This is a genomic window from Reyranella sp., from assembly GCF_965227665.1.
Taxonomy (GTDB): domain Bacteria; phylum Pseudomonadota; class Alphaproteobacteria; order Reyranellales; family Reyranellaceae; genus Reyranella.
Genome location: NZ_OZ245767.1, coordinates 3,742,113 through 3,758,500, shown reverse-complemented (window position 1 = coordinate 3,758,500; position 16,388 = coordinate 3,742,113). Strand labels below are relative to the sequence as shown.

20 protein-coding genes are annotated in these 16,388 nt (G+C 66.8%); 9 read left to right on the top strand and 11 right to left on the bottom strand.

The annotated features are described in order from the left end of the window. Position 1: 1 nt before the first annotated feature. Positions 2-547 (bottom strand): hemerythrin domain-containing protein, encoded by a 546-nt coding sequence (locus tag ACO07I_RS18145; RefSeq protein ID WP_422009781.1) that lies wholly within the window; start codon positions 545-547, stop codon positions 2-4. A 296-nt stretch (positions 548-843) separates the two neighbouring features. Here ACO07I_RS18145 and ACO07I_RS18140 point away from each other — a divergent pair, with 296 nt between their 5' ends. Genes ACO07I_RS18140 through ACO07I_RS18130 form a run of 3 tightly spaced genes read left to right on the top strand, consistent with a single transcriptional unit; the run spans position 844 to position 3,983 of the window. Next, a complete protein-coding gene (locus ACO07I_RS18140; RefSeq protein ID WP_422009780.1) occupies positions 844-1,233 on the top strand; it encodes a hypothetical protein in 390 nt (129 codons plus the stop codon). A 9-nt stretch (positions 1,234-1,242) separates the two neighbouring features. Continuing rightward, positions 1,243-2,736 (top strand): malate dehydrogenase (quinone), encoded by a 1,494-nt coding sequence (mqo, locus tag ACO07I_RS18135; RefSeq protein ID WP_422009779.1) that lies wholly within the window; start codon positions 1,243-1,245, stop codon positions 2,734-2,736. Beyond that, the gene (locus ACO07I_RS18130; protein WP_422009778.1) at positions 2,736-3,983 is read left to right on the top strand and encodes a threonine/serine ThrE exporter family protein; all 1,248 of its coding nucleotides are present in this window, start codon (positions 2,736-2,738) and stop codon (positions 3,981-3,983) included. Before mqo ends, ACO07I_RS18130 begins: the two co-directional genes overlap by 1 nt. 69 nt (positions 3,984-4,052) lie before the next feature. On the opposite strand, the gene fumC is transcribed toward ACO07I_RS18130, so the two are convergent. The 7 genes from fumC to rsmI are packed head-to-tail and all read right to left on the bottom strand — an operon-like array spanning position 4,053 to position 9,604. Then, complete coding sequence (fumC, locus tag ACO07I_RS18125) at positions 4,053-5,456, bottom strand: class II fumarate hydratase (protein ID WP_422009777.1); 1,404 nt, start codon at positions 5,454-5,456, stop codon at positions 4,053-4,055. Positions 5,457-5,510: 54 nt separating this feature from the next. After that, positions 5,511-5,954 (bottom strand): alternative ribosome rescue aminoacyl-tRNA hydrolase ArfB, encoded by a 444-nt coding sequence (arfB, locus tag ACO07I_RS18120; RefSeq protein WP_422009776.1) that lies wholly within the window; start codon positions 5,952-5,954, stop codon positions 5,511-5,513. Next, on the bottom strand, positions 5,951-6,514 hold the full coding sequence (locus tag ACO07I_RS18115) for an ankyrin repeat domain-containing protein (protein WP_422009775.1): 564 nt from the start codon (positions 6,512-6,514) through the stop codon (positions 5,951-5,953). The genes arfB and ACO07I_RS18115 overlap by 4 nt, the downstream gene beginning before the upstream one ends. After that, entirely contained in the window at positions 6,511-7,473 is a 963-nt protein-coding gene (gene gshB, locus ACO07I_RS18110) for a glutathione synthase (protein WP_422009774.1), read from the bottom strand. The genes ACO07I_RS18115 and gshB overlap by 4 nt, the downstream gene beginning before the upstream one ends. Before the next feature lie 44 nt (positions 7,474-7,517). Continuing rightward, on the bottom strand, positions 7,518-8,345 hold the full coding sequence (locus ACO07I_RS18105) for a SirB1 family protein (RefSeq protein WP_422009773.1): 828 nt from the start codon (positions 8,343-8,345) through the stop codon (positions 7,518-7,520). Positions 8,346-8,348: 3 nt separating this feature from the next. Further along, positions 8,349-8,714, bottom strand: a complete 366-nt coding sequence (locus tag ACO07I_RS18100; protein ID WP_422009772.1) for a YraN family protein — start codon at positions 8,712-8,714, stop codon at positions 8,349-8,351. Continuing rightward, complete coding sequence (rsmI, locus tag ACO07I_RS18095; protein WP_422018313.1) at positions 8,711-9,604, bottom strand: 16S rRNA (cytidine(1402)-2'-O)-methyltransferase; 894 nt, start codon at positions 9,602-9,604, stop codon at positions 8,711-8,713. Before rsmI ends, ACO07I_RS18100 begins: the two co-directional genes overlap by 4 nt. Positions 9,605-9,633: 29 nt before the next feature. Between rsmI and ACO07I_RS18090 the strand changes: the two genes are divergently transcribed. Both ACO07I_RS18090 and ACO07I_RS18085 read left to right on the top strand, forming a co-directional pair. Beyond that, on the top strand, positions 9,634-10,809 hold the full coding sequence (locus ACO07I_RS18090; protein ID WP_422009771.1) for a penicillin-binding protein activator: 1,176 nt from the start codon (positions 9,634-9,636) through the stop codon (positions 10,807-10,809). A 1-nt stretch (position 10,810) separates the two neighbouring features. Continuing rightward, positions 10,811-11,548 (top strand): HAD family hydrolase, encoded by a 738-nt coding sequence (locus tag ACO07I_RS18085; RefSeq protein WP_422009770.1) that lies wholly within the window; start codon positions 10,811-10,813, stop codon positions 11,546-11,548. 15 nt (positions 11,549-11,563) lie between these two features. Here the strand turns inward: ACO07I_RS18085 and ACO07I_RS18080 are convergent, their stop codons facing one another. Continuing rightward, positions 11,564-12,343, bottom strand: coding sequence for an aspartyl/asparaginyl beta-hydroxylase domain-containing protein (locus tag ACO07I_RS18080; RefSeq protein ID WP_422009769.1), 780 nt, complete (start codon positions 12,341-12,343; stop codon positions 11,564-11,566). A 199-nt stretch (positions 12,344-12,542) separates the two neighbouring features. On the opposite strand from ACO07I_RS18080, the gene ACO07I_RS18075 reads away from it, so the two are divergent. Then, on the top strand, positions 12,543-13,433 hold the full coding sequence (locus tag ACO07I_RS18075) for a class I SAM-dependent methyltransferase (protein ID WP_422009768.1): 891 nt from the start codon (positions 12,543-12,545) through the stop codon (positions 13,431-13,433). Between the two features lie 12 nt (positions 13,434-13,445). Further along, the gene (locus ACO07I_RS18070; RefSeq protein WP_422009767.1) at positions 13,446-13,745 is read left to right on the top strand and encodes a hypothetical protein; all 300 of its coding nucleotides are present in this window, start codon (positions 13,446-13,448) and stop codon (positions 13,743-13,745) included. 331 nt (positions 13,746-14,076) lie between these two features. On the opposite strand, the gene ACO07I_RS18065 is transcribed toward ACO07I_RS18070, so the two are convergent. Continuing rightward, positions 14,077-14,427, bottom strand: coding sequence for a (2Fe-2S) ferredoxin domain-containing protein (locus ACO07I_RS18065; RefSeq protein WP_422009766.1), 351 nt, complete (start codon positions 14,425-14,427; stop codon positions 14,077-14,079). A 7-nt stretch (positions 14,428-14,434) separates the two neighbouring features. Continuing rightward, positions 14,435-14,701, bottom strand: a complete 267-nt coding sequence (locus ACO07I_RS18060) for a DUF6489 family protein (RefSeq protein ID WP_298311327.1) — start codon at positions 14,699-14,701, stop codon at positions 14,435-14,437. Between the two features lie 43 nt (positions 14,702-14,744). On the opposite strand from ACO07I_RS18060, the gene ACO07I_RS18055 reads away from it, so the two are divergent. Both ACO07I_RS18055 and ACO07I_RS18050 read left to right on the top strand, forming a co-directional pair. Next, positions 14,745-15,920, top strand: a complete 1,176-nt coding sequence (locus ACO07I_RS18055) for a diaminopropionate ammonia-lyase (RefSeq protein ID WP_422009765.1) — start codon at positions 14,745-14,747, stop codon at positions 15,918-15,920. Between the two features lie 13 nt (positions 15,921-15,933). Next, a complete protein-coding gene (locus ACO07I_RS18050) occupies positions 15,934-16,356 on the top strand; it encodes a DUF2267 domain-containing protein (RefSeq protein WP_422009764.1) in 423 nt (140 codons plus the stop codon). The last annotated feature ends 32 nt before the right edge of the window (positions 16,357-16,388 follow it).

Sequence of the window (16,388 nt, the reverse complement as noted above, 5' to 3'; positions counted from 1 at the left end):
GTCAGGCCGCCTTCGCGCCCGCGACCGGCTTGCCCTGGACCATCTCGTGGCCCGCGAACGAGCGCGTCTCCGGCGGCGGCAGCTTGGAGCGGTTCTTCAGGTCGGCCAGAAGCTCTTCCTTCAGCAACTTGAGCTTCCCGCCCAGCGCCACCAGATCGACGTCAGCGTCGCGCGCCTGGGCGAAGATGCCTTCTTTCGGCTGCTCCTCTTCCTTGACGTGATGCTTGATCAGTTCGGAGAGCACCTTGACCTTGGCGTCATAGAAGGGATCCTTCGGCGAGCCCTGTGAAAGCTCGGCGATCAGGACCTTGGCGCCGTCATGCTCGACATAGGCCTCGTCCAGCATGTCTTCCTCGACCTTCTTGTTGCAGGCGGGATAGAAGATTTCCTCCTCGATCGACGCATGGACGGTGAGCTCGGTGCAAATCTCGCGCACCAGGGCGACCTTCTTCGTCTCGTCGCGAGTCGTCTCGAATTTCTCGAAGAGCTCCTCGACCTTGCGGTGATCGGCTTTGAGCAGGGCGATGGCATCCTGGTTGGTAGGCATATGAATTCCTTCTTCGGTCGCTTCACTTTGAATTGATGTGCAGCGCTCTCCGGTCCGACGATCGGCCGGCGACCGTCGAGGTGTGCATGATCGGGAGGATCGGATGAGCCAGTCCCACGCCAACGGCAGCTTTCCAGGGACGTTGCAGCGTGCGATGGAACACGCATCCGGAACGCGAGCGCGATGTTCGGCGGGCAGCGCCCCAAGACGTGCGGCCCCTTTGTTGCCAGTGGAAGGGGCCCGTATTACGGTCCGGCCGTGTGCGACATTTGCAGGGCCATGGCATGATTCGGTGCGTGCGGATTTGGACGGGTGAGGACCAGAATTCACACGTCGAGGAAGGCTGGATTGACCTTGAGCCGGGTGCGCACGGCGACCTGCTCAGCGGCAAGATCGCGGTGACCAGCGCATCCCTGCAGGAGACCCAACCCGGCGGCACCTATGCCTGGCACACCGCGCCCGTCCGCCAGCTCGTCGTCACCCTGAGCGGCACGCTCGACTTCAAGACCCGCGCCGAGCAGCATTTTACCCTCGCGCCGGGCGACATCCTGCTGGCCGAGGATACGACCGGCGGCGGCCACACCTGGCGGCTCGTCGACGATCAACCGTGGCGGCGCCTCTATGTCGTGCTGGGCAAGGATGCCCCGGTGCCGTTCAAGCGCGCCACCCCCCAAGACCACCGTTAGGAGAGCCCGTTGGCAGACAATCATTCCGGCGACTTCGACGTCGTCCTGGTCGGCGCCGGCATCATGAGCATGACGCTGGCCACATTCCTCAAGGAGTTGCAGCCCCAGCTCAAGATCCAGATCCTCGAGCGGCTGGAAGGCGAGGCCCGGGAGAGTTCGGATCCCTGGAACAATGCCGGCACCGGTCACGCCGCCAACTGCGAGCTGAACTACACGCCGCAGCGTCCCGACGGCAGCGTCGACATCTCCAAGGCGCTGGAGGTCAACGTCGAGTTCGACATGTCGCGGCAGTTCTGGTCGTACCTGGTGAAGAAGGGCGCGATCGAGCGCGCCGATTCCTTCATCCACCCCGTGCCCCACATGAGCTTCGTGATCGGCGCCGATCGGGCGGCCTTCCTGAAGAAGCGCCATGCCACCATGAGCGCCCATCACTGCTATCGCGGCATGGAATATTCCGAGGATCACAAGCAGATCGCCGAATGGGCGCCGCTGCTCATGGAGGGCCGCGATCCGGCCCAGGTCGTCGCCGCAACGCACATGGTGACGGGCTCCGACGTGAACTACGGCGCGCTCACGACCAACCTGCTGAACTACCTGCGACGCCAGGAAGGCTTCTCGATCCAGTTCAACCAGGAAGTGACCAACCTTCATCGCCGGACCGACGGCGGCTGGACGCTCGACGTCAAGGACGAGAAGTCCGGCGAGAAGAGGTCGGTCGGTGCCCGCCGCGTGTTTTTGGGCGCGGGCGGTGCGGCGCTCACCCTGCTGCAGAAGTCAGGCATTCCCGAAGCCGACGGCTTCGCCGGCTTCCCGGTGAGCGGCATCTGGCTGCGCTCGGGCAAGCAGGAGATCGCCACCCGTCATATGGCCAAGGTCTACGGCATGGCGGCCAGCGGATCGCCACCGATGTCGGTGCCCCACCTCGACACGCGCTATGTCGACGGCAAGCGCTGGCTTTTGTTCGGACCCTTCGCCGGCTTCTCGACCAAGTTCCTGAAGCACGGCTCGATGTTCGACCTGCCGCTGTCGCTGCGGCCGGACAATCTCCTGCAGCTGCTCGCCGTGGCGCGGGACAATCTTCCGCTCGAGGAATATCTGATCGGCCAGGTGCTGCAGACCAAGTCGCACCGCTTCGATGCGTTGCGCGAGTTCTATCCCGCCGTCGACGAGAAGGACTGGGAGTTCGACGTCGCCGGCCAGCGCGTCCAGATCATCCGGAAGGACATGGCGCGTACGGGCAAGCTGGAGTTCGGCACCGAGATCGTGCACTCGGCTGACTCCTCGATCGTGGCCCTGCTCGGCGCCTCGCCGGGCGCCTCGACCGCCGTCTGGATCATGGTCCACACGCTGGAGACCTGCTTCCACGAGGAGCTGGTCGGCCAATGGATGCCCAAGCTCAAGGAGATGATTCCCTCCTACGGCCAGGACCTCAAGACCGACGCGGCGCTGGTCGAGCGCGTGCGCAAGGATACGGCTGACGTGCTGGGCCTGCACACGGTCTGATGACCGCCCCGCAGGCCCCGCTGACCGGATCCCTGGACGTCCTGCTGCGCTTCGGCGCGCTGATGCTGCGCGCCGGCGACACCGCGTTCCGCGTGCGCGATGCCATGCGTCGCCTCGCCCAGGCGCTCGGCATCGAGCGGCTCGAGGTCGAGCTGTCGACCGTCGGCCTGAGCGCGACGGCGTGGACCGGAGGGAAGGCCACGACACTGTCACGCGAGATCGGTCCACCCGGCGTCGACGCTTCGAAGATCGCCGCTCTGGAATCGCTGTCGCTCCGCGCCGCTTCCGGCCTCGACACCGTGAAACTGGAGACCGAACTCGACCGGATCGAAAAGGCGGCGCCGTTGCACGGGCTGCTGCCGGTCGCGCTGTCGATGGCGGTCGCCTCGACGGCCTTCTCCTACTTGAACGGCGGCGACCTGCTGGCGACCGGTGCGGCGGCGGTCAGCGGCGGTATCGGCCAGGCGGCCCGGACGCTGCTATCGCGCCAGGGCTTCAACCAGTTCGCGATGACCGCGCTGTGCGCCGTGCTGGCGTCCGGCCTCTACTGTCTGATCGTGATCGGCTTCGGCGTGCGTACCTTCGCTTTCGCCCACGCGATCGGTTTCATCTCGTCAGTGCTGTTCCTGGTGCCGGGCTTCCCCCTGGTCGCCGCGCTGCTCGACCTGACGCAGCACCAGACCAGGGCCGGCATGACGCGTCTGTTCTACGGCGTGCTGCTGACGTTGAGCGCCGCCTGCGGCATGTCGGTGGTGGCGATGCTGGCCGGCCTTGCGCCAGCGCCGGCCGCGCCGCCCCCTGGCGCGATCGAGCCGCTCACCGTGCTGGGACGGGCACTCGCCTGCTTCGCCGGCGGCTATGGCTATGGCATCCTGTTCAACAACCCGCATCGCACGGTTCTGGCGGTGGCGCTGCTGTCGATGGTCGGCAACGAGGTGCGGCTCGGCCTGCACGATCTCGGTCTTGCCCTGCCGCAGGCGACATTCTTCGGCGCGCTGGCGGTGGGACTGGGCGCTTCGCTGCTGCGCGGTCGCCTGCACGCGCCACGCATCGCGCTGACGGTACCCAGCATCATCATGATGACGCCCGGCCTGTTCGCCTTCCAGACGATCGTGTTCCTGAACCAGGGAAAATCGCTGTCGGCGGTCGAGGCCGCCGCGACCTGCGGCTTCGCGGTCGGCGGCATGGCGATGGGTCTCGTCGCCTCCCGCTTTCTCACCGAGCGGCAGTGGCGCTACGAGCGCTAGCGCCCGGAGGACTCGAAACTCTTCCCCTTTGCGGAGTCCGCAAAGGGGAAGTGCCCTCGTCCTAACAGGCTACTCCGTCGCGACGTAGGGATGGACCATCTTCGACGGGTCGACGACCTTGTCGAATTCGGCCTCGGTCACATACTCGAGCTTCAGCGCCGCCTCCTTGAGCGTGAGGTCGTGGTCGATCGCGTAGTGAGCGATCTTGGAGGCCTTGTCGTAGCCGATCACCGGCGCCAGGGCCGTCACCAGCATCAGCGAACGGTCGACATATTCCTTGATCTTCTTGAGGTTGGGCTGGGTGCCCTCGACCAGGAACTTGCGGAAGTTGGCGCAGCCGTCGGTCATCAGCGTGATCGAATGCGCGATGTTGTAGATCATCAGCGGCTTGTAGACGTTCATCTCGAGGTAGCCGCTGGCGCCGCCGAATCCCACGGCGACGTCGTTCGCCATCACCTGCACCGCGATCATGGTCAGCGCCTCGGCCTGGGTGGGATTGACCTTGCCCGGCATGATCGAGGAACCCGGCTCGTTCTCGGGGATGTGCAGCTCGGCGAAGCCGGCGCGCGGGCCGCAGGACATCAGGCGAATGTCGTTGCCGATCTTGTAGAGCGAGACCGCCAGCGTGCGGAACGAGCCCGAGAGCTGGACCAGCGCATCGTGCGCGCCCTGAACGGTGAACTTGTTGGGCGCCGTCACGAACGGCAGGCCCGTCAGCTTGGCAATCTCCGCCGCCGCCGCTTCCGCAAAGCCGGGGGCCGCATTGATGCCGGTCCCGACCGCCGTGCCGCCCAGCGCCAGGCGATAGACGCCCTTCAGCGCATCCTCGATCCTCTCGATATTATCGGCCAGCATGCCGGCATAGCCCGACCATTCCTGGCCGAGCGTGATCGGCGTCGCATCCTGCATGTGGGTGCGGCCGATCTTCACGATGTCGGCCCATTCCTTGGCCTTGGCGTCGATCGAATCGTGCAGCGCCTTCAGCGACGGCAGCAGCCGCTCCTTGGTGTTCACCGCGGCGGCGATATACATGACCGACGGGAACGAATCGTTGGACGATTGCGACATGTTGACGTGATCGTTGGGATGCACCGGCGCCTTCGAGCCAAGCGGCGTGCCCGCGAGCTGGCAGCAGCGGTTCGAGATCACCTCGTTCACGTTCATGTTGAACTGCGTGCCGCTGCCGGTCATCCAGACGTGAAGCGGAAACATGTCGTGGTGCTGGCCGGCCAGGATCTCGTCGCAGGTCTCGAGGATCAGCTTGTGCGCCTGGTCGTCGAGTCGCTTGCCGTCATGATTGGCGTTGGCGCAGGCTTTCTTCAGGGTCGCATAGGCGGTGATCATCTCGCGCGGCATCAGGTCCTTGCCGATGCTGAAATGCTCGAGCGACCGCTGTGTCTGGGCGCCCCAGAGCTTGTCGGCCGGAACGCTCACTTCACCCAGGCTGTCTGTTTCCTTGCGAACGTCTGCCACGCGGCACCTCATCTGGTTTGACGGCGTGACAGTACCCCAACCTTCCCCGTACCGTCAGTCGTCCGATGTCCGGGCTTTTCGCAGGGATTTGACCGCGCCATGGCGCTTCTTGTCGTCGACGCGGCGGCGCTTTGCGGATCGGCTCACCTTGGTTTTCACGCGCGGCACCGGTTTATGGGTCGCCTCGCGGATCAGCTCAAGCAGGCGGGCGAGCGCCTCCTCCCGGTTCCGCAACTGGCTGCGCTGCCCCTGGGCCACCAGTACCAGCACGCCGTCGCGCGTCAGGCGCCGTCCCGCGAGGCGCTCGAGCCGCTGTCGCACATCCTCCGGCAGCGAGGGCGAGCCGCGGACGTCGAAGCGAAGCTGCACCGCCGTCGAGGTGGTGTTGACGTGCTGGCCACCCGGACCGGCGGCGCGCACGAAACTCTCCTGGATCTCGTCCGGGTCGATCGACAGCGAGCCGGTCACCCGGATCGGCGCCGCCCCGGTCGTCGTCATTCCTTGCCGCCAGCCTTGCGCAGCATCGTCTCGATGGAGCCGCGGTTGTTCTGCTTGGCATAGGTGACGGCCGTGCGGCCGGTAAAGTCGCGCGAGTTGGGGTCCGCCTTCTTGGCGAGGAGCAGCCTCACGACCTCGGCATACCCTCGGCCGGAGGCGATCATGAGCGCCGTCTGTCCCTGGCGATTCTGTCCGCGCGGACTCGCATTGCGCCGCAGCAGGATGTCCACGATCTCGACGTCGCCCTTCTCGGCGGCGCGCATCAAGGCCGTGTATCCCTCGGGATCCATCGAATCGGGCAGCGCACCGCCCTTGAGGAGAGTCTCGACCACGGGGATGTGCCCGGCGCGGACCGCCACGGTCAGCAGCGGCTGACCGTTGTTGGCGGTCTGGTTCGGGCTCTCCTGCTTGAGCAGGGCCTGCCGGACTTTTTCCTCATCGCCCTCGACGACCGCCTTGACGATCTGCTTCTGGCCGAACAGGTCCGAGCTCGACGTCTGCGCCAGAACGGCGCCTGCCGGAACGATCATCGAGAGGGAAAGAAACGTCCGTCGAATCATGTCTTGCTCCCGCGGGTTTCCTGATAGCGGACCTCGATCCGGTCCCAGATTTGCGCCTCCAGCGAGACGCCGTCGAAGCGATTGATCTGCTGCAGACCGGTTGGCGAGGTCACGTTGATCTCGGTGAGATAGTCGCCGATCACGTCGATGCCGACGAAGATCAGGCCGAGCCGCGCGAGTTCCGGCCCGATGATCTCGCACAGTTCGATGTCGCGCCGGGTCAGCGACGCCTTCACCGCCTTGCCGCCGACATGCATGTTGGAACGCGCCTCGCCGGCCGCCGGCACGCGGTCGATGGCGCCGACCGCCTTGCCGTCGATCAGGATGATACGCTTGTCGCCCTTGCGCACCTCCGGAAGGTAGCGCTGGGCGATCACCGGCTCACGGCTGCGCTGCGAGAACATCTCCAGCAGCGAGGCGAAATTCTCGTCGTCGGGACGAACGCGGAACACGCCGGCGCCGCCATTGCCGAACAGGGGCTTCAGGATGATGTCCTGATGCTCGTCGCGGAACTCCCGCAGAGCGCGCGCATCGGCCGTGATCAGGGTCGGCGGCATCACATTGTCGAAATGGGTGACGAACAGTTTCTCCGGCGCGTTGCGCACGCTGGCCGGATCGTTGACCACCAGGGTCTTGGGGTGAATGTGCTCGAGCAGATGCGTCGTGGTGATGTACGACATGTCGAACGGCGGGTCCTGTCGCAGCAGCACGACATCGACGGTCGAGAGATCGATCATCTCGGGCGCGCCCAGGGTGAAGTGATTGCCCTTCTCGCGGCGCAGCTTCATCGGCTGCGCACGGGCCATCACCTTGCGGTCGCGAAAGATCAGGTCCGGCGGCGTGTAGTGCCACACGGTGTAGCCGCGCTTTTCGGCTTCCAGCCCGAGCACGAAGGTCGAATCGCCGTCGATGTCGATCGTCGAGACATGGTCCATCTGGATGGCGACGTTGAGCTTCATGACAGTATCCTGACTTGGCGGCGCGGAACGAAGGTCGACTGGTTTCAGTTAAGGCCGCGTCGCAGTTCCTGCAACAGGGCCGAGGCACGGCGGCGGAGGTCCGGATCGCCGTCGAGTTCGAGGAGGCGCTGGTAGGCCGCGATCGCGGCCCGGCGCTTGTCGAGGCGTTCGTTGAGCTGACCCGCTTCGAACAACAGTTCGGTCCTGTCGGGCGCGATTGCCAGCATGCGGTCGAGGGAGCGCGCCACGCCCTGCCAGTCTTCACGCTTCGCAAGCCGCAGCCGCACGTTGTTCTCGAGCCGCAGCAGCACATCGCGGTCGGGAACGGGATCGAAATGCCCCGGCGCCAGCTCGGCTTCGGGTCCGAGGACCTGCCGCAGGAGCCTGCGCAGATCGGCGGCCTCGCGCACCACCCCTTCGTGGAACGGATCGACCACGTGGCGCGCGCCATCGATGCCGATGCGGATCAGGAAATGTCCGGGAAAGGCCAGACCCTCGGCCTGCCAGCCCTGGGCGCGGGCCACATGCAGGTACAGGATCGACAGCGCGACCGGCAGTCCCTTGCGGCGCTCGATCACCCGCACGAGATCGGCGTTCTGGAGATCGTCGTAAGTCTCGCCGTCGCCGCGATAGGCATAGGACCGTGCGATCACTTCGGAGAGCGATGCGGGCGAGGCGCCGCGCCGATGCACCAGATCGGCGAGCTCGTCCGTCATTGCCGTGACGTGCTGGCGGAACGGCGTGAGGTCGGTCGCCTCGCCGCGACCGTGGACGCTCAGCAGCAGCCCCGCCTCCAGAAGATCGATGCGCTCGCCGTCGCCGCCACACAGATCCTTCAGCCGCGCCAGGTCACTCGTCAGATCGTCAGCCACGCATCACTCCGGGGCTTGCCACACGTCGGGCAGGTGGCGCGGCCACACACCACCGACCAGCACCGCATCGAAGCGCACCGAGCAGGCCGCATATCGCGGGTGATGGGCGATGAACAGGCTGGCGGCACGCGACACGCGCCCGAACTGGCGGGCGCCCAGCGCATCCGCGGCCTTCACGAAATCGCCGCGCGCCTTGACCTCGACGAAGGCGAGCACATTGCCGCGACGGGCGACGATGTCGATCTCGCCCAGCCGGGTCTTGTAGCGGCGCATCAGGATCGTGTAGCCGCCGAGACGCAGCCGCCAGACCGCCCGCCATTCGGCCGTATGGCCCATGCGGTAGGCCTTCTGGCGGGCCTTCGTCGTCATGCCGCACTCCGCTTCAGCTCGAGGGCGCGGGCATAGACGTCGCGTCGTTTCAGCCCGTAGCGCGCCGCCACTTCGGCGGCGGCGTCCTTGACGGAGGCACCCGTCATGGCTTCGCGCAGCGCATCGTCGACGGTGCCGGCGCTGCGTTCGGTGTCGGCGGAAGGCGCCCCGATCACGATCACGATCTCGCCCTTCACGTCCGGATGGGCAGCATAGTGGGCGGCCAGCGTGGCGAGCGGCGCGCGCCGCACCTCCTCGAACAGCTTGGTGAGTTCCCGCGCCACCGCAGCAGGACGATCCCCCAGCAGGTCCGCCAGGTCGGCCAGCGACTCGGGTAACCGGTGCGGCGCTTCGAAAAAAACCAGCGTCGACGGAATGGACGCCACCTCGCCGATGGCACGCCGCCTCTCCGTCGCCTTGGCCGGCAGGAAACCCGCGAAGAAGAAGCGATCGGTCGGCAGCCCCGACAGGGCGAGCGCCATCGGCACAGCCGAGGCGCCGGGCGCCACCGTGACCGGATGCCCGGCCTCGACCGCCGCGCGCACCAGCCGATAGCCGGGATCCGATATCAGCGGCATGCCGGCGTCGGAGACCAGCGCGACACTCTTGCCGGCCGCGAGAGCCCGCACGAGGCGCGGCTCGGATTTCTCCTGGGTCGCGTCGCTGTAGGACACGGTCGGGGCGGAGATGCCGTAGTGGGTCGCGAGTTTGGCGAACACCCGTGTGTCCTCGCAGGCGATCAGATCGGCTGCCTGGAGCACGTCCAGTGCCCGCAGCGTAATGTCGCGCATGTTGCCGATCGGTGTGGCAACAATATGCAGTCCCGGGGCGAGCGGCGGTTTACGCGGCGGCTGCCCGCCGGTAGCTTGGGGTTGTTCGTCCAAGTTCATCTGATTCCGATCGCCGGAGTTTCGCGCCGATGCGTAGGTCATTCTTCGTGCTCGCCACCGCCGCCTTCCTGTTGGGTGCGTGCGGCGAGCCCCCCAAGACTAGCACGAGGACGGCGCAAACGGTGACCGTCACGCCGAAGGCCGGATCGCCGCTCACCGCATCGGGCAAGGTCCGCATCGCCCTGCTGCTGCCGCTCAGCGGCCGCGCCGCGCCGATCGGGCAGGCGATGCAGCAGGCTGCCGAAATGGCGCTGTTCGACAGCGGCGCCAAGGAACTGGCGCTGTCCGCCTACGACAGCGGGGAAAGCGCGGAAACCGCCGTCGAGGCCTATCGCAAGGCCCGCCTCGAAGGTGCAGCCCTCGTGCTGGGACCGCTCTACGGCACCTCGGCCAGCGCTCTGGTGCCGCTGGTGAGCCAGGGCGGCATGAACGTGATCGCCTTCTCCAACGACGAGCAGGTCGCGCAGCGCGGCGTCTGGATCATGGGCATCGCGGCCCCGCCGCAGGTCCGTCGCGTGGTCGATCATGCGTTCGAGTCCGGCATCCGTCGCTTCGCGACCTTCGCGCCGCAGACGCCCTATGGCGAGCAGATGGGCCGCACGCTCGAGACCTATGTCACGACCCGCGGCGGCACCGTGGTCGGCCGCGAGTTCTTCGATCCCAGCGGTTCGAATATCGCCGCCCAGGCCCGCGAGCTCGCGGCCTCGGCCAAGGGCGACGGCGGCAAAGTCGCCGTCCTCGTCCCGGTGGCGCCGCCCCTGCTCTCGACCGCGCTGGCCTCGCTGGCGACCAATGGCCTCGACGGCCGCGCGATCCAGCTGATCGGCACCGGTGTCTGGGACTTCCCCGGCGTCGGCTCGGAAACCATGCTGCGGGGTGCCTGGTATGCCGCCCCCGATCCAGCCAAGCGGGCCGACTTCGAGCGCCGGTTCGTTTCGACCTACGGACGGCCGCCGCACCGGCTGGCGACCCTCGCCTATGACGGCGTGGGCCTGGCCGGCCAGCTCGCGCGGACGAAGCCGGGCGGCGACTTCTCGGCCGAGGCGATCACCAATCCCAACGGCTGGTCCGGCGTCGACGGCATCTTCCGCTTCCTGCCCGACGGTCGCTCCGAGCGGGCGCTGGCCGTGATCGAGATCCAGGGCGATCGCGGCGTGGTGATCAGCCCCGCCCCCACGACCTTCGCGGGCCAGCCGACGAACTGAGATGGCCAACGCTCCCAAAGCGGGGCTGCCCCGCGCCATCCTGTTCGACATGGACGACACGCTGATCCGTGCCTACGCCCAGCCCGAGGAGGCGTGGACCCGCCTGCTCCATGTCTTTTCCGCCCATCTCGATGCTCATGACGAGGCGGCCATCGCGCATGTGCGCACCGCCATCATGGAAGAGGCGCGCGCCTTCTGGAACGACCGCGCCGAGGCCGCGAAGTGGCGGCTCGACATCCCGGGCGCCCGCCGGCTGTCGGTCCGCCGCGGGCTCGCGAAGCTTGGCCGCGAGGACGACGAACTGGCCGACCGCATCGCCGATTCCTTCACCGAGCTCAGGCGCAAGGAATACCGGCTCTATCCCGACGCCCATGCCACGGTCGACGCGTTGCGCGATGCCGGGGTGCGTCTGGCGCTCGTCACCAATGGCGCGGGCGAGACGCAGCGCGCCAAGATCGAGCGGTTCGAGCTCGCCCATCGCTTCCATCACATTCAGATCGAGGGCGAGTTCGGCCAGGGCAAGCCCGAGCTCGCCGTCTACCGTCACGCGCTGGAGCGGCTGGGTGTGGCCGCGGAAGACGCCTGGATGGTGGGCGACAACTACGAATGGGAAGTCGTGGCGCCGCAGGCGCTGGGCATGTGCGGCATCTGGTACGACCCGTTCGACGCCGGCGTGCCGGCGCATGCCACGGCCAAGCCGACGCGCATCATCAAGCGGCTGGCCGAACTGATCGAATAGCCGGGGAGCCGGCGATCAGGCGGCGTTGCGAGGCGGCACGCCGATCGCCGCGCGCTCGTAGACCGCCTTCACCTCGGCACTGCGCCGTCCGAGTTCGTAGCGCAGCCCGGTGTAGAGATTCACCGGGAACGGCATGTTGGCGTTGAAGTCGATGATCAGCACGACCCGCGTCTCGTCGGTCTGGTTCTTGACCCAGTGTTCGCGCGTGTCGTCGAACACCAGCGGCACGCCCTCTTCCCAGAAGAAATGGTGGCCGCCGATCTCGATCCAGCATTTCTCCGGCTCGCTGGGCACGATCAGCGGATAGTGGAAACGGACGACGCCCGCGGCGGAGCCGCGATGCGGCTCGATCTCGGCCCGGCCCGCCAGGATGCTGAACAGCGCCGTGTGCACGCCCGGCAGCCGGTTGATGGCAGCCATCGTGTCGGGAACGGCCGCCGTGTTTTCCGTGATCTCGTGGCCGTAGATCTTCAGGATGAACGTGCGCCAGGCACGGCCCGGCACGTAGAGGTCGCGCGGATGGACCTCGTGCAGGGTGGGGATTTCCTCATGGTGGCTGAGCAGATAGGCGAGGTCGGCCTTGATCTGGGCGTGGCTCTTCTTGAGTTCGGCCAGGACCGGGAACGACTTCAACGCATCTTCCCCGGACAGCGGCAGCTTGGGCATGTTGCGCAGGATCCAGTCCGAGAGCTTGAGATTGAGCTTCTCGAGCGGCTCCTGGGGGACCCAGATGTTCTTCGTGAGATAGAAACGGCCCTTCTGGCCAACGCCCTGCGGCACATCCGTCGTCGTCATGCGGGAGCAATCCTACCTGCTGCCATGCCCGGTTCGCTTGCATCGATGGCGCAATAAATCGCGGCCTCGTGCGTCGCTTAACGCGCACTTCTGAGACAAACTTTTCTCCAATGCAATAACTCCGAATGTCGCAAAAACCGCGTGGTCCGCTGCGTGCGCGAATGGCTTATGGTGCGCCGATGAACATCAGGGCCACTCAATGACTCAAAATGCACACGCGGCCGGCGCCTCGCCGGAGGCCATTCGTTCGCACTATGACGTAGGCAACGATTTCTATCGGCTGTGGCTCGACGAGACGATGACCTACTCCTCGGCGATGTGGCGCGACGAGAACGACGACACCTCTCTCGCCGATGCCCAGCGCCGCAAGATCGACTGGCACCTGCGCCACTCGGGCGCCGACCGTGCGACGTCCGTGCTCGACATCGGCTGCGGCTGGGGCGGCATGTTGCGCGCCGCGGTCGCGACGCGTGCGCCCGGGGCCCCGCCGCTGCAGCGCGGCGTCGGCCTGACGCTCAGCGATGCGCAGGCCGAACTCGCCCGCGCCGCGCTGCGCGACGCCGGCTCGCCGCCGGTCGAGATCCGCGTCGAGAGCTGGGCCGATCACCAGCCCGCAGAGCCCTACGGCGCCATCATCTCGGTGGGCGCGTTCGAGCACTTCACCAAGCCCAAGGACGATGCGGCCACCAAGACCGCGATCTACCGCCACTTCTTCACGCGCTGCCGCGACATGCTGGCGCCCGATGCGCGCATGACCTTGCAGACCATCGCCTATGGCGATCCCGACGACAAAGTGCCGATGGGTCCCCTGGTCGAGGACATCTTTCCCGAATCGGAACTGCCGCGCCTGCCGGAGATCCTGGCCGCCGCCAACGGGATCTTCGAGGTCGAGCGCTTCCGCAACGACCGCACCGACTATGGCCGGACCTGCGAGATCTGGGCGGCCAACCTCAAGAACCGGCGGGCCGAGGCGCTCGAGATGGTCGGCAAGGAGCAGACGCGGCGCTACGAGCGCTACCTCAAATTCTCCGCTTGGGGCTTCTTTTCACACCGCCTGCATCTGTTGCGCTTCCGCCTGAAGCGCCGCTAGCCGGGAGCCGTCATGACCGCGCTCGACGTCTTCGCCGCCAGCGTCACGGCCGACGCACCGCCCGCCGGGTCCAGCCCGGCGCTGCAGGCTCTGTGGTGGGTGCGTCGCGGCGACTGGGCGCAGGCCCACGAATGCGTCCAGGCGCACGAGGGCGAGCGGGACTGCGACAGCGTCCACGCCCATCTCCATCGCCAGGAGGGCGATCTGGCGAATGCCGGCTACTGGTATCGCCGGGCCGGCCGGCCGGTGTCGCAGCAGTCCTTGAGCGAGGAATGGGCGGCCCTCGCGACGGAGCTGCTGACGAGGACGTGACGCCGATATCGGCCATCCAGCACATTCCGTGCAAAATGCCGGGAGGATATCGCCCTTTCAACGGTACCTGGATACCGGCCTCAGGGGTGCGACTCTCGCTTCGTTTATTTCGAATATTTCGTTTATTTCGATTGAACGCATGGGCGACTCGCGCGCGCGAGAGGCTCTCCAAACGGCAAAGTCACGCACTCTTGAGGAAACACGCCAGCCGGCAAGGCGTTTTAGCCGCAGGAGGCCAAGCCATGCTCGGTGTCATCGTCGTTCTGGTCATCGCCGGATCGCAGTGGTTTCATCACCACGGTAGCCGCGGCTTCTGAGGCTGCCCCGCCGGCTACTTGTCTTCCGGCTTCAGCATGAGCCGCTCGACCCGGCCGCCCTTGACCAGGTGCGTGTCCAGCACTTCGTCGACGTCTTCCTTGGTCGGCACCCGGTACCAGATGCCTTCGGGATAGATCACGAGGGTCGGCCCGAGTTCGCAGCGGTCGAGGCAACCGGCGTTGTTGATGCGCACGTTCTTGAGGCCGAGCGCCTTGGCGCGGCTCTTCATGTGGTCGCGCAGCGCCTCGCCGCCGCGTTCGGCACAGCAGCCGCGCGGATGGCCGGCGGGACGCCGGTTGGTGCAGCAGAAGACGTGGGCTTCGTAATAGGGCTTGGGATCGGCTGGCTGGTCGCGCTGGCTCATGATCCGGCTATTCCTTCTTGGTCGATCCGCCGGAGGCGATGTTGGCGAGCTGGGACCAGAAGACCTGCTGCATCTGCTGCATCTGGTCCATGCCCTGCATGGAGGCCGGCAGCCAGGTCTTGAAGATCGTCTCGGGGTTCATGGACCCCAGGCTGGAGCGCAGGCGTTCCTCGATCTCGTTCATGATGCGGTCCTGCATCGGCTTGATGTCCGGAAGACCCATGAAGGCGCGGGCCTCCTCGGGCGTGCAGGTCACTTCGACATTCACCTTCATGGGCCACTCCGTTTTGGCGAGCTTAGCATGCTATGACCCCGGCATGACGACCCCCCGGTTGGCCCCCTGGTTGGCCAAAAATCCGCGCGCCGCGCGCGCCCTGCAATTCGGTCTCGAACAGCAGTTCGTGATCAATCCCAACGGGATTCCCGAACTGTGCGAGGAGCTGAAGGCCTGCCCGGCCCACAAGCCGACGCCGCTCTACGAGCTGCCGGCGCTGGCCGCGCGGCTGGGCGTGGGCGAGATCCGGGTCAAGGACGAGAGCCAGCGCTTCGGCTTCGGCGCCTTCAAGGCACTGGGCGGCGTAATCGCGGTCGCCAACGTGCTGACCGGCGCGGTCGGCGAGGCCCATCATTCCACACCCTCCTTCGAGAGCGTGATGAAGGGCGAGCACAGGGAAATCACCGGCCGCTTCGTCTTCACCGCCGCCAGTTCGGGCAATCATGGACGCTCGGTCGCCGCCGGCGCGAAGCTGTTCGGCAATCGCTGCGTGATCTTCCTGCCGAAGTTCACCAGCGCCGAGAAGGAGGCCGCCATCCGGGCGCGCGGCGCCGAGGTGATCCGGGTCGACGGCGACTACGACACCGCCGTCGCCGAATGCCGCCGCCAGGCCGAGACCAACGGCTGGACGATCATCTCCGACACGTCGTGGGAGGGCTACGATTCGGTGCCGCGCAGTGTCATGCGCGGCTACTGCGTTCTGGTCCACGAGGCGGCCGTCCAGCAGTGGGGCGCGTCGCCCACCCATGTCTTCGTGCAGGCCGGCGTCGGCGGACTGGCAGCGGCGGTGATCGGCTATCTCTGGGCGGTGTGCGACGAGCGGCCGGTCTCGATCGTGGTCGAGCCCGAAAGTGCGGACTGCTGGTTCCAGAGCAACCTCGCCGGCCAGCCGACGCTGGCCAGCGGCGATGCCGACACGGTGATGGGCGGTCTGGCCTGCCGCGAGATCTCGCCCGTGACCTGGCCGATCATCGGCGCAGCGGCCGACTGGTTCATGACCATCGGCGAGGACGCCGTCCTGCCGGCCCGCCGCCTCTACGCCCACCCCTTGGGCCACGATCCCGCAATCATCTCCGGCCCCTCGGGCTGCGCGGGCCTCGCCGGACTGATGCGCGTCTGCACCGACGAGGCCGCCTTCAAGGCGCTGGGCCTCGGCCCGACCTCGCGCGTCCTGCTGATCAACAGCGAGGGCAATCTGGGCGAGCCGCTGCCGTCCTGACGAAGCGACGATCATGCCGGTCCCCGTCGAATACAAGCGCGCGTCGATGGACTTCGAGCAGTTCATGCTCGACGCGCGGGACATTTCCGGCCTCGCGACCACGCACCAGACCTATACGATGGTGCAGGGCGTGTTTCAGGCCTTCCGCCGCCGCCTCGACGTGAAGGAGGCGATCCGGTTCGCCAACGTGCTGCCGCCCGTCCTGCGCGCGCTCTTCGTCGCCGACTGGGATCTCGACGAACCGCGCCGTCCTTTCGCCGACCGGGCCACCATGACCCGCGAAGTGCAGGCGCTGCGCCCCGACCATAACTTCGCCCCCGATTCCTCGATCGGGAGCGTAGCGGCGGCCCTGCGCCGGAACATCGACCAGGTCGCACTGGATCGCGTGCTGACAGGATTGCCGCCCGGCGCCCTGGCGTTCTGGCAGGTCGAGTGACTTGCAGTTGTCCTTTCCCTCTCTCTGCCCGC

What these genes read in the sequence shown, in the direction of transcription:
- ACO07I_RS18090 (WP_422009771.1), top strand. Translation starts at nt 9,634, where the DNA reads ATGCGTAGGTCATTCTTCGTGCTCGCCACCGCCGCCTTCCTGTTGGGT.
- ACO07I_RS18080 (WP_422009769.1), bottom strand. Translation starts at nt 12,343, where the DNA reads ATGACGACGACGGATGTGCCGCAGGGCGTTGGCCAGAAGGGCCGTTTC.
- ACO07I_RS18130 (WP_422009778.1), top strand. Translation starts at nt 2,736, where the DNA reads ATGACCGCCCCGCAGGCCCCGCTGACCGGATCCCTGGACGTCCTGCTG.
- ACO07I_RS18075 (WP_422009768.1), top strand. Translation starts at nt 12,543, where the DNA reads ATGACTCAAAATGCACACGCGGCCGGCGCCTCGCCGGAGGCCATTCGT.
- ACO07I_RS18145 (WP_422009781.1), bottom strand. Translation starts at nt 547, where the DNA reads ATGCCTACCAACCAGGATGCCATCGCCCTGCTCAAAGCCGATCACCGC.
- ACO07I_RS18050 (WP_422009764.1), top strand. Translation starts at nt 15,934, where the DNA reads ATGCCGGTCCCCGTCGAATACAAGCGCGCGTCGATGGACTTCGAGCAG.
- arfB (WP_422009776.1), bottom strand. Translation starts at nt 5,954, where the DNA reads ATGACGACGACCGGGGCGGCGCCGATCCGGGTGACCGGCTCGCTGTCG.
- ACO07I_RS18115 (WP_422009775.1), bottom strand. Translation starts at nt 6,514, where the DNA reads ATGATTCGACGGACGTTTCTTTCCCTCTCGATGATCGTTCCGGCAGGC.
- ACO07I_RS18085 (WP_422009770.1), top strand. Translation starts at nt 10,811, where the DNA reads ATGGCCAACGCTCCCAAAGCGGGGCTGCCCCGCGCCATCCTGTTCGAC.
- ACO07I_RS18065 (WP_422009766.1), bottom strand. Translation starts at nt 14,427, where the DNA reads ATGAGCCAGCGCGACCAGCCAGCCGATCCCAAGCCCTATTACGAAGCC.
- ACO07I_RS18060 (WP_298311327.1), bottom strand. Translation starts at nt 14,701, where the DNA reads ATGAAGGTGAATGTCGAAGTGACCTGCACGCCCGAGGAGGCCCGCGCC.
- gshB (WP_422009774.1), bottom strand. Translation starts at nt 7,473, where the DNA reads ATGAAGCTCAACGTCGCCATCCAGATGGACCATGTCTCGACGATCGAC.
- ACO07I_RS18055 (WP_422009765.1), top strand. Translation starts at nt 14,745, where the DNA reads ATGACGACCCCCCGGTTGGCCCCCTGGTTGGCCAAAAATCCGCGCGCC.
- ACO07I_RS18070 (WP_422009767.1), top strand. Translation starts at nt 13,446, where the DNA reads ATGACCGCGCTCGACGTCTTCGCCGCCAGCGTCACGGCCGACGCACCG.
- rsmI (WP_422018313.1), bottom strand. Translation starts at nt 9,604, where the DNA reads ATGAACTTGGACGAACAACCCCAAGCTACCGGCGGGCAGCCGCCGCGT.
- ACO07I_RS18100 (WP_422009772.1), bottom strand. Translation starts at nt 8,714, where the DNA reads ATGACGACGAAGGCCCGCCAGAAGGCCTACCGCATGGGCCATACGGCC.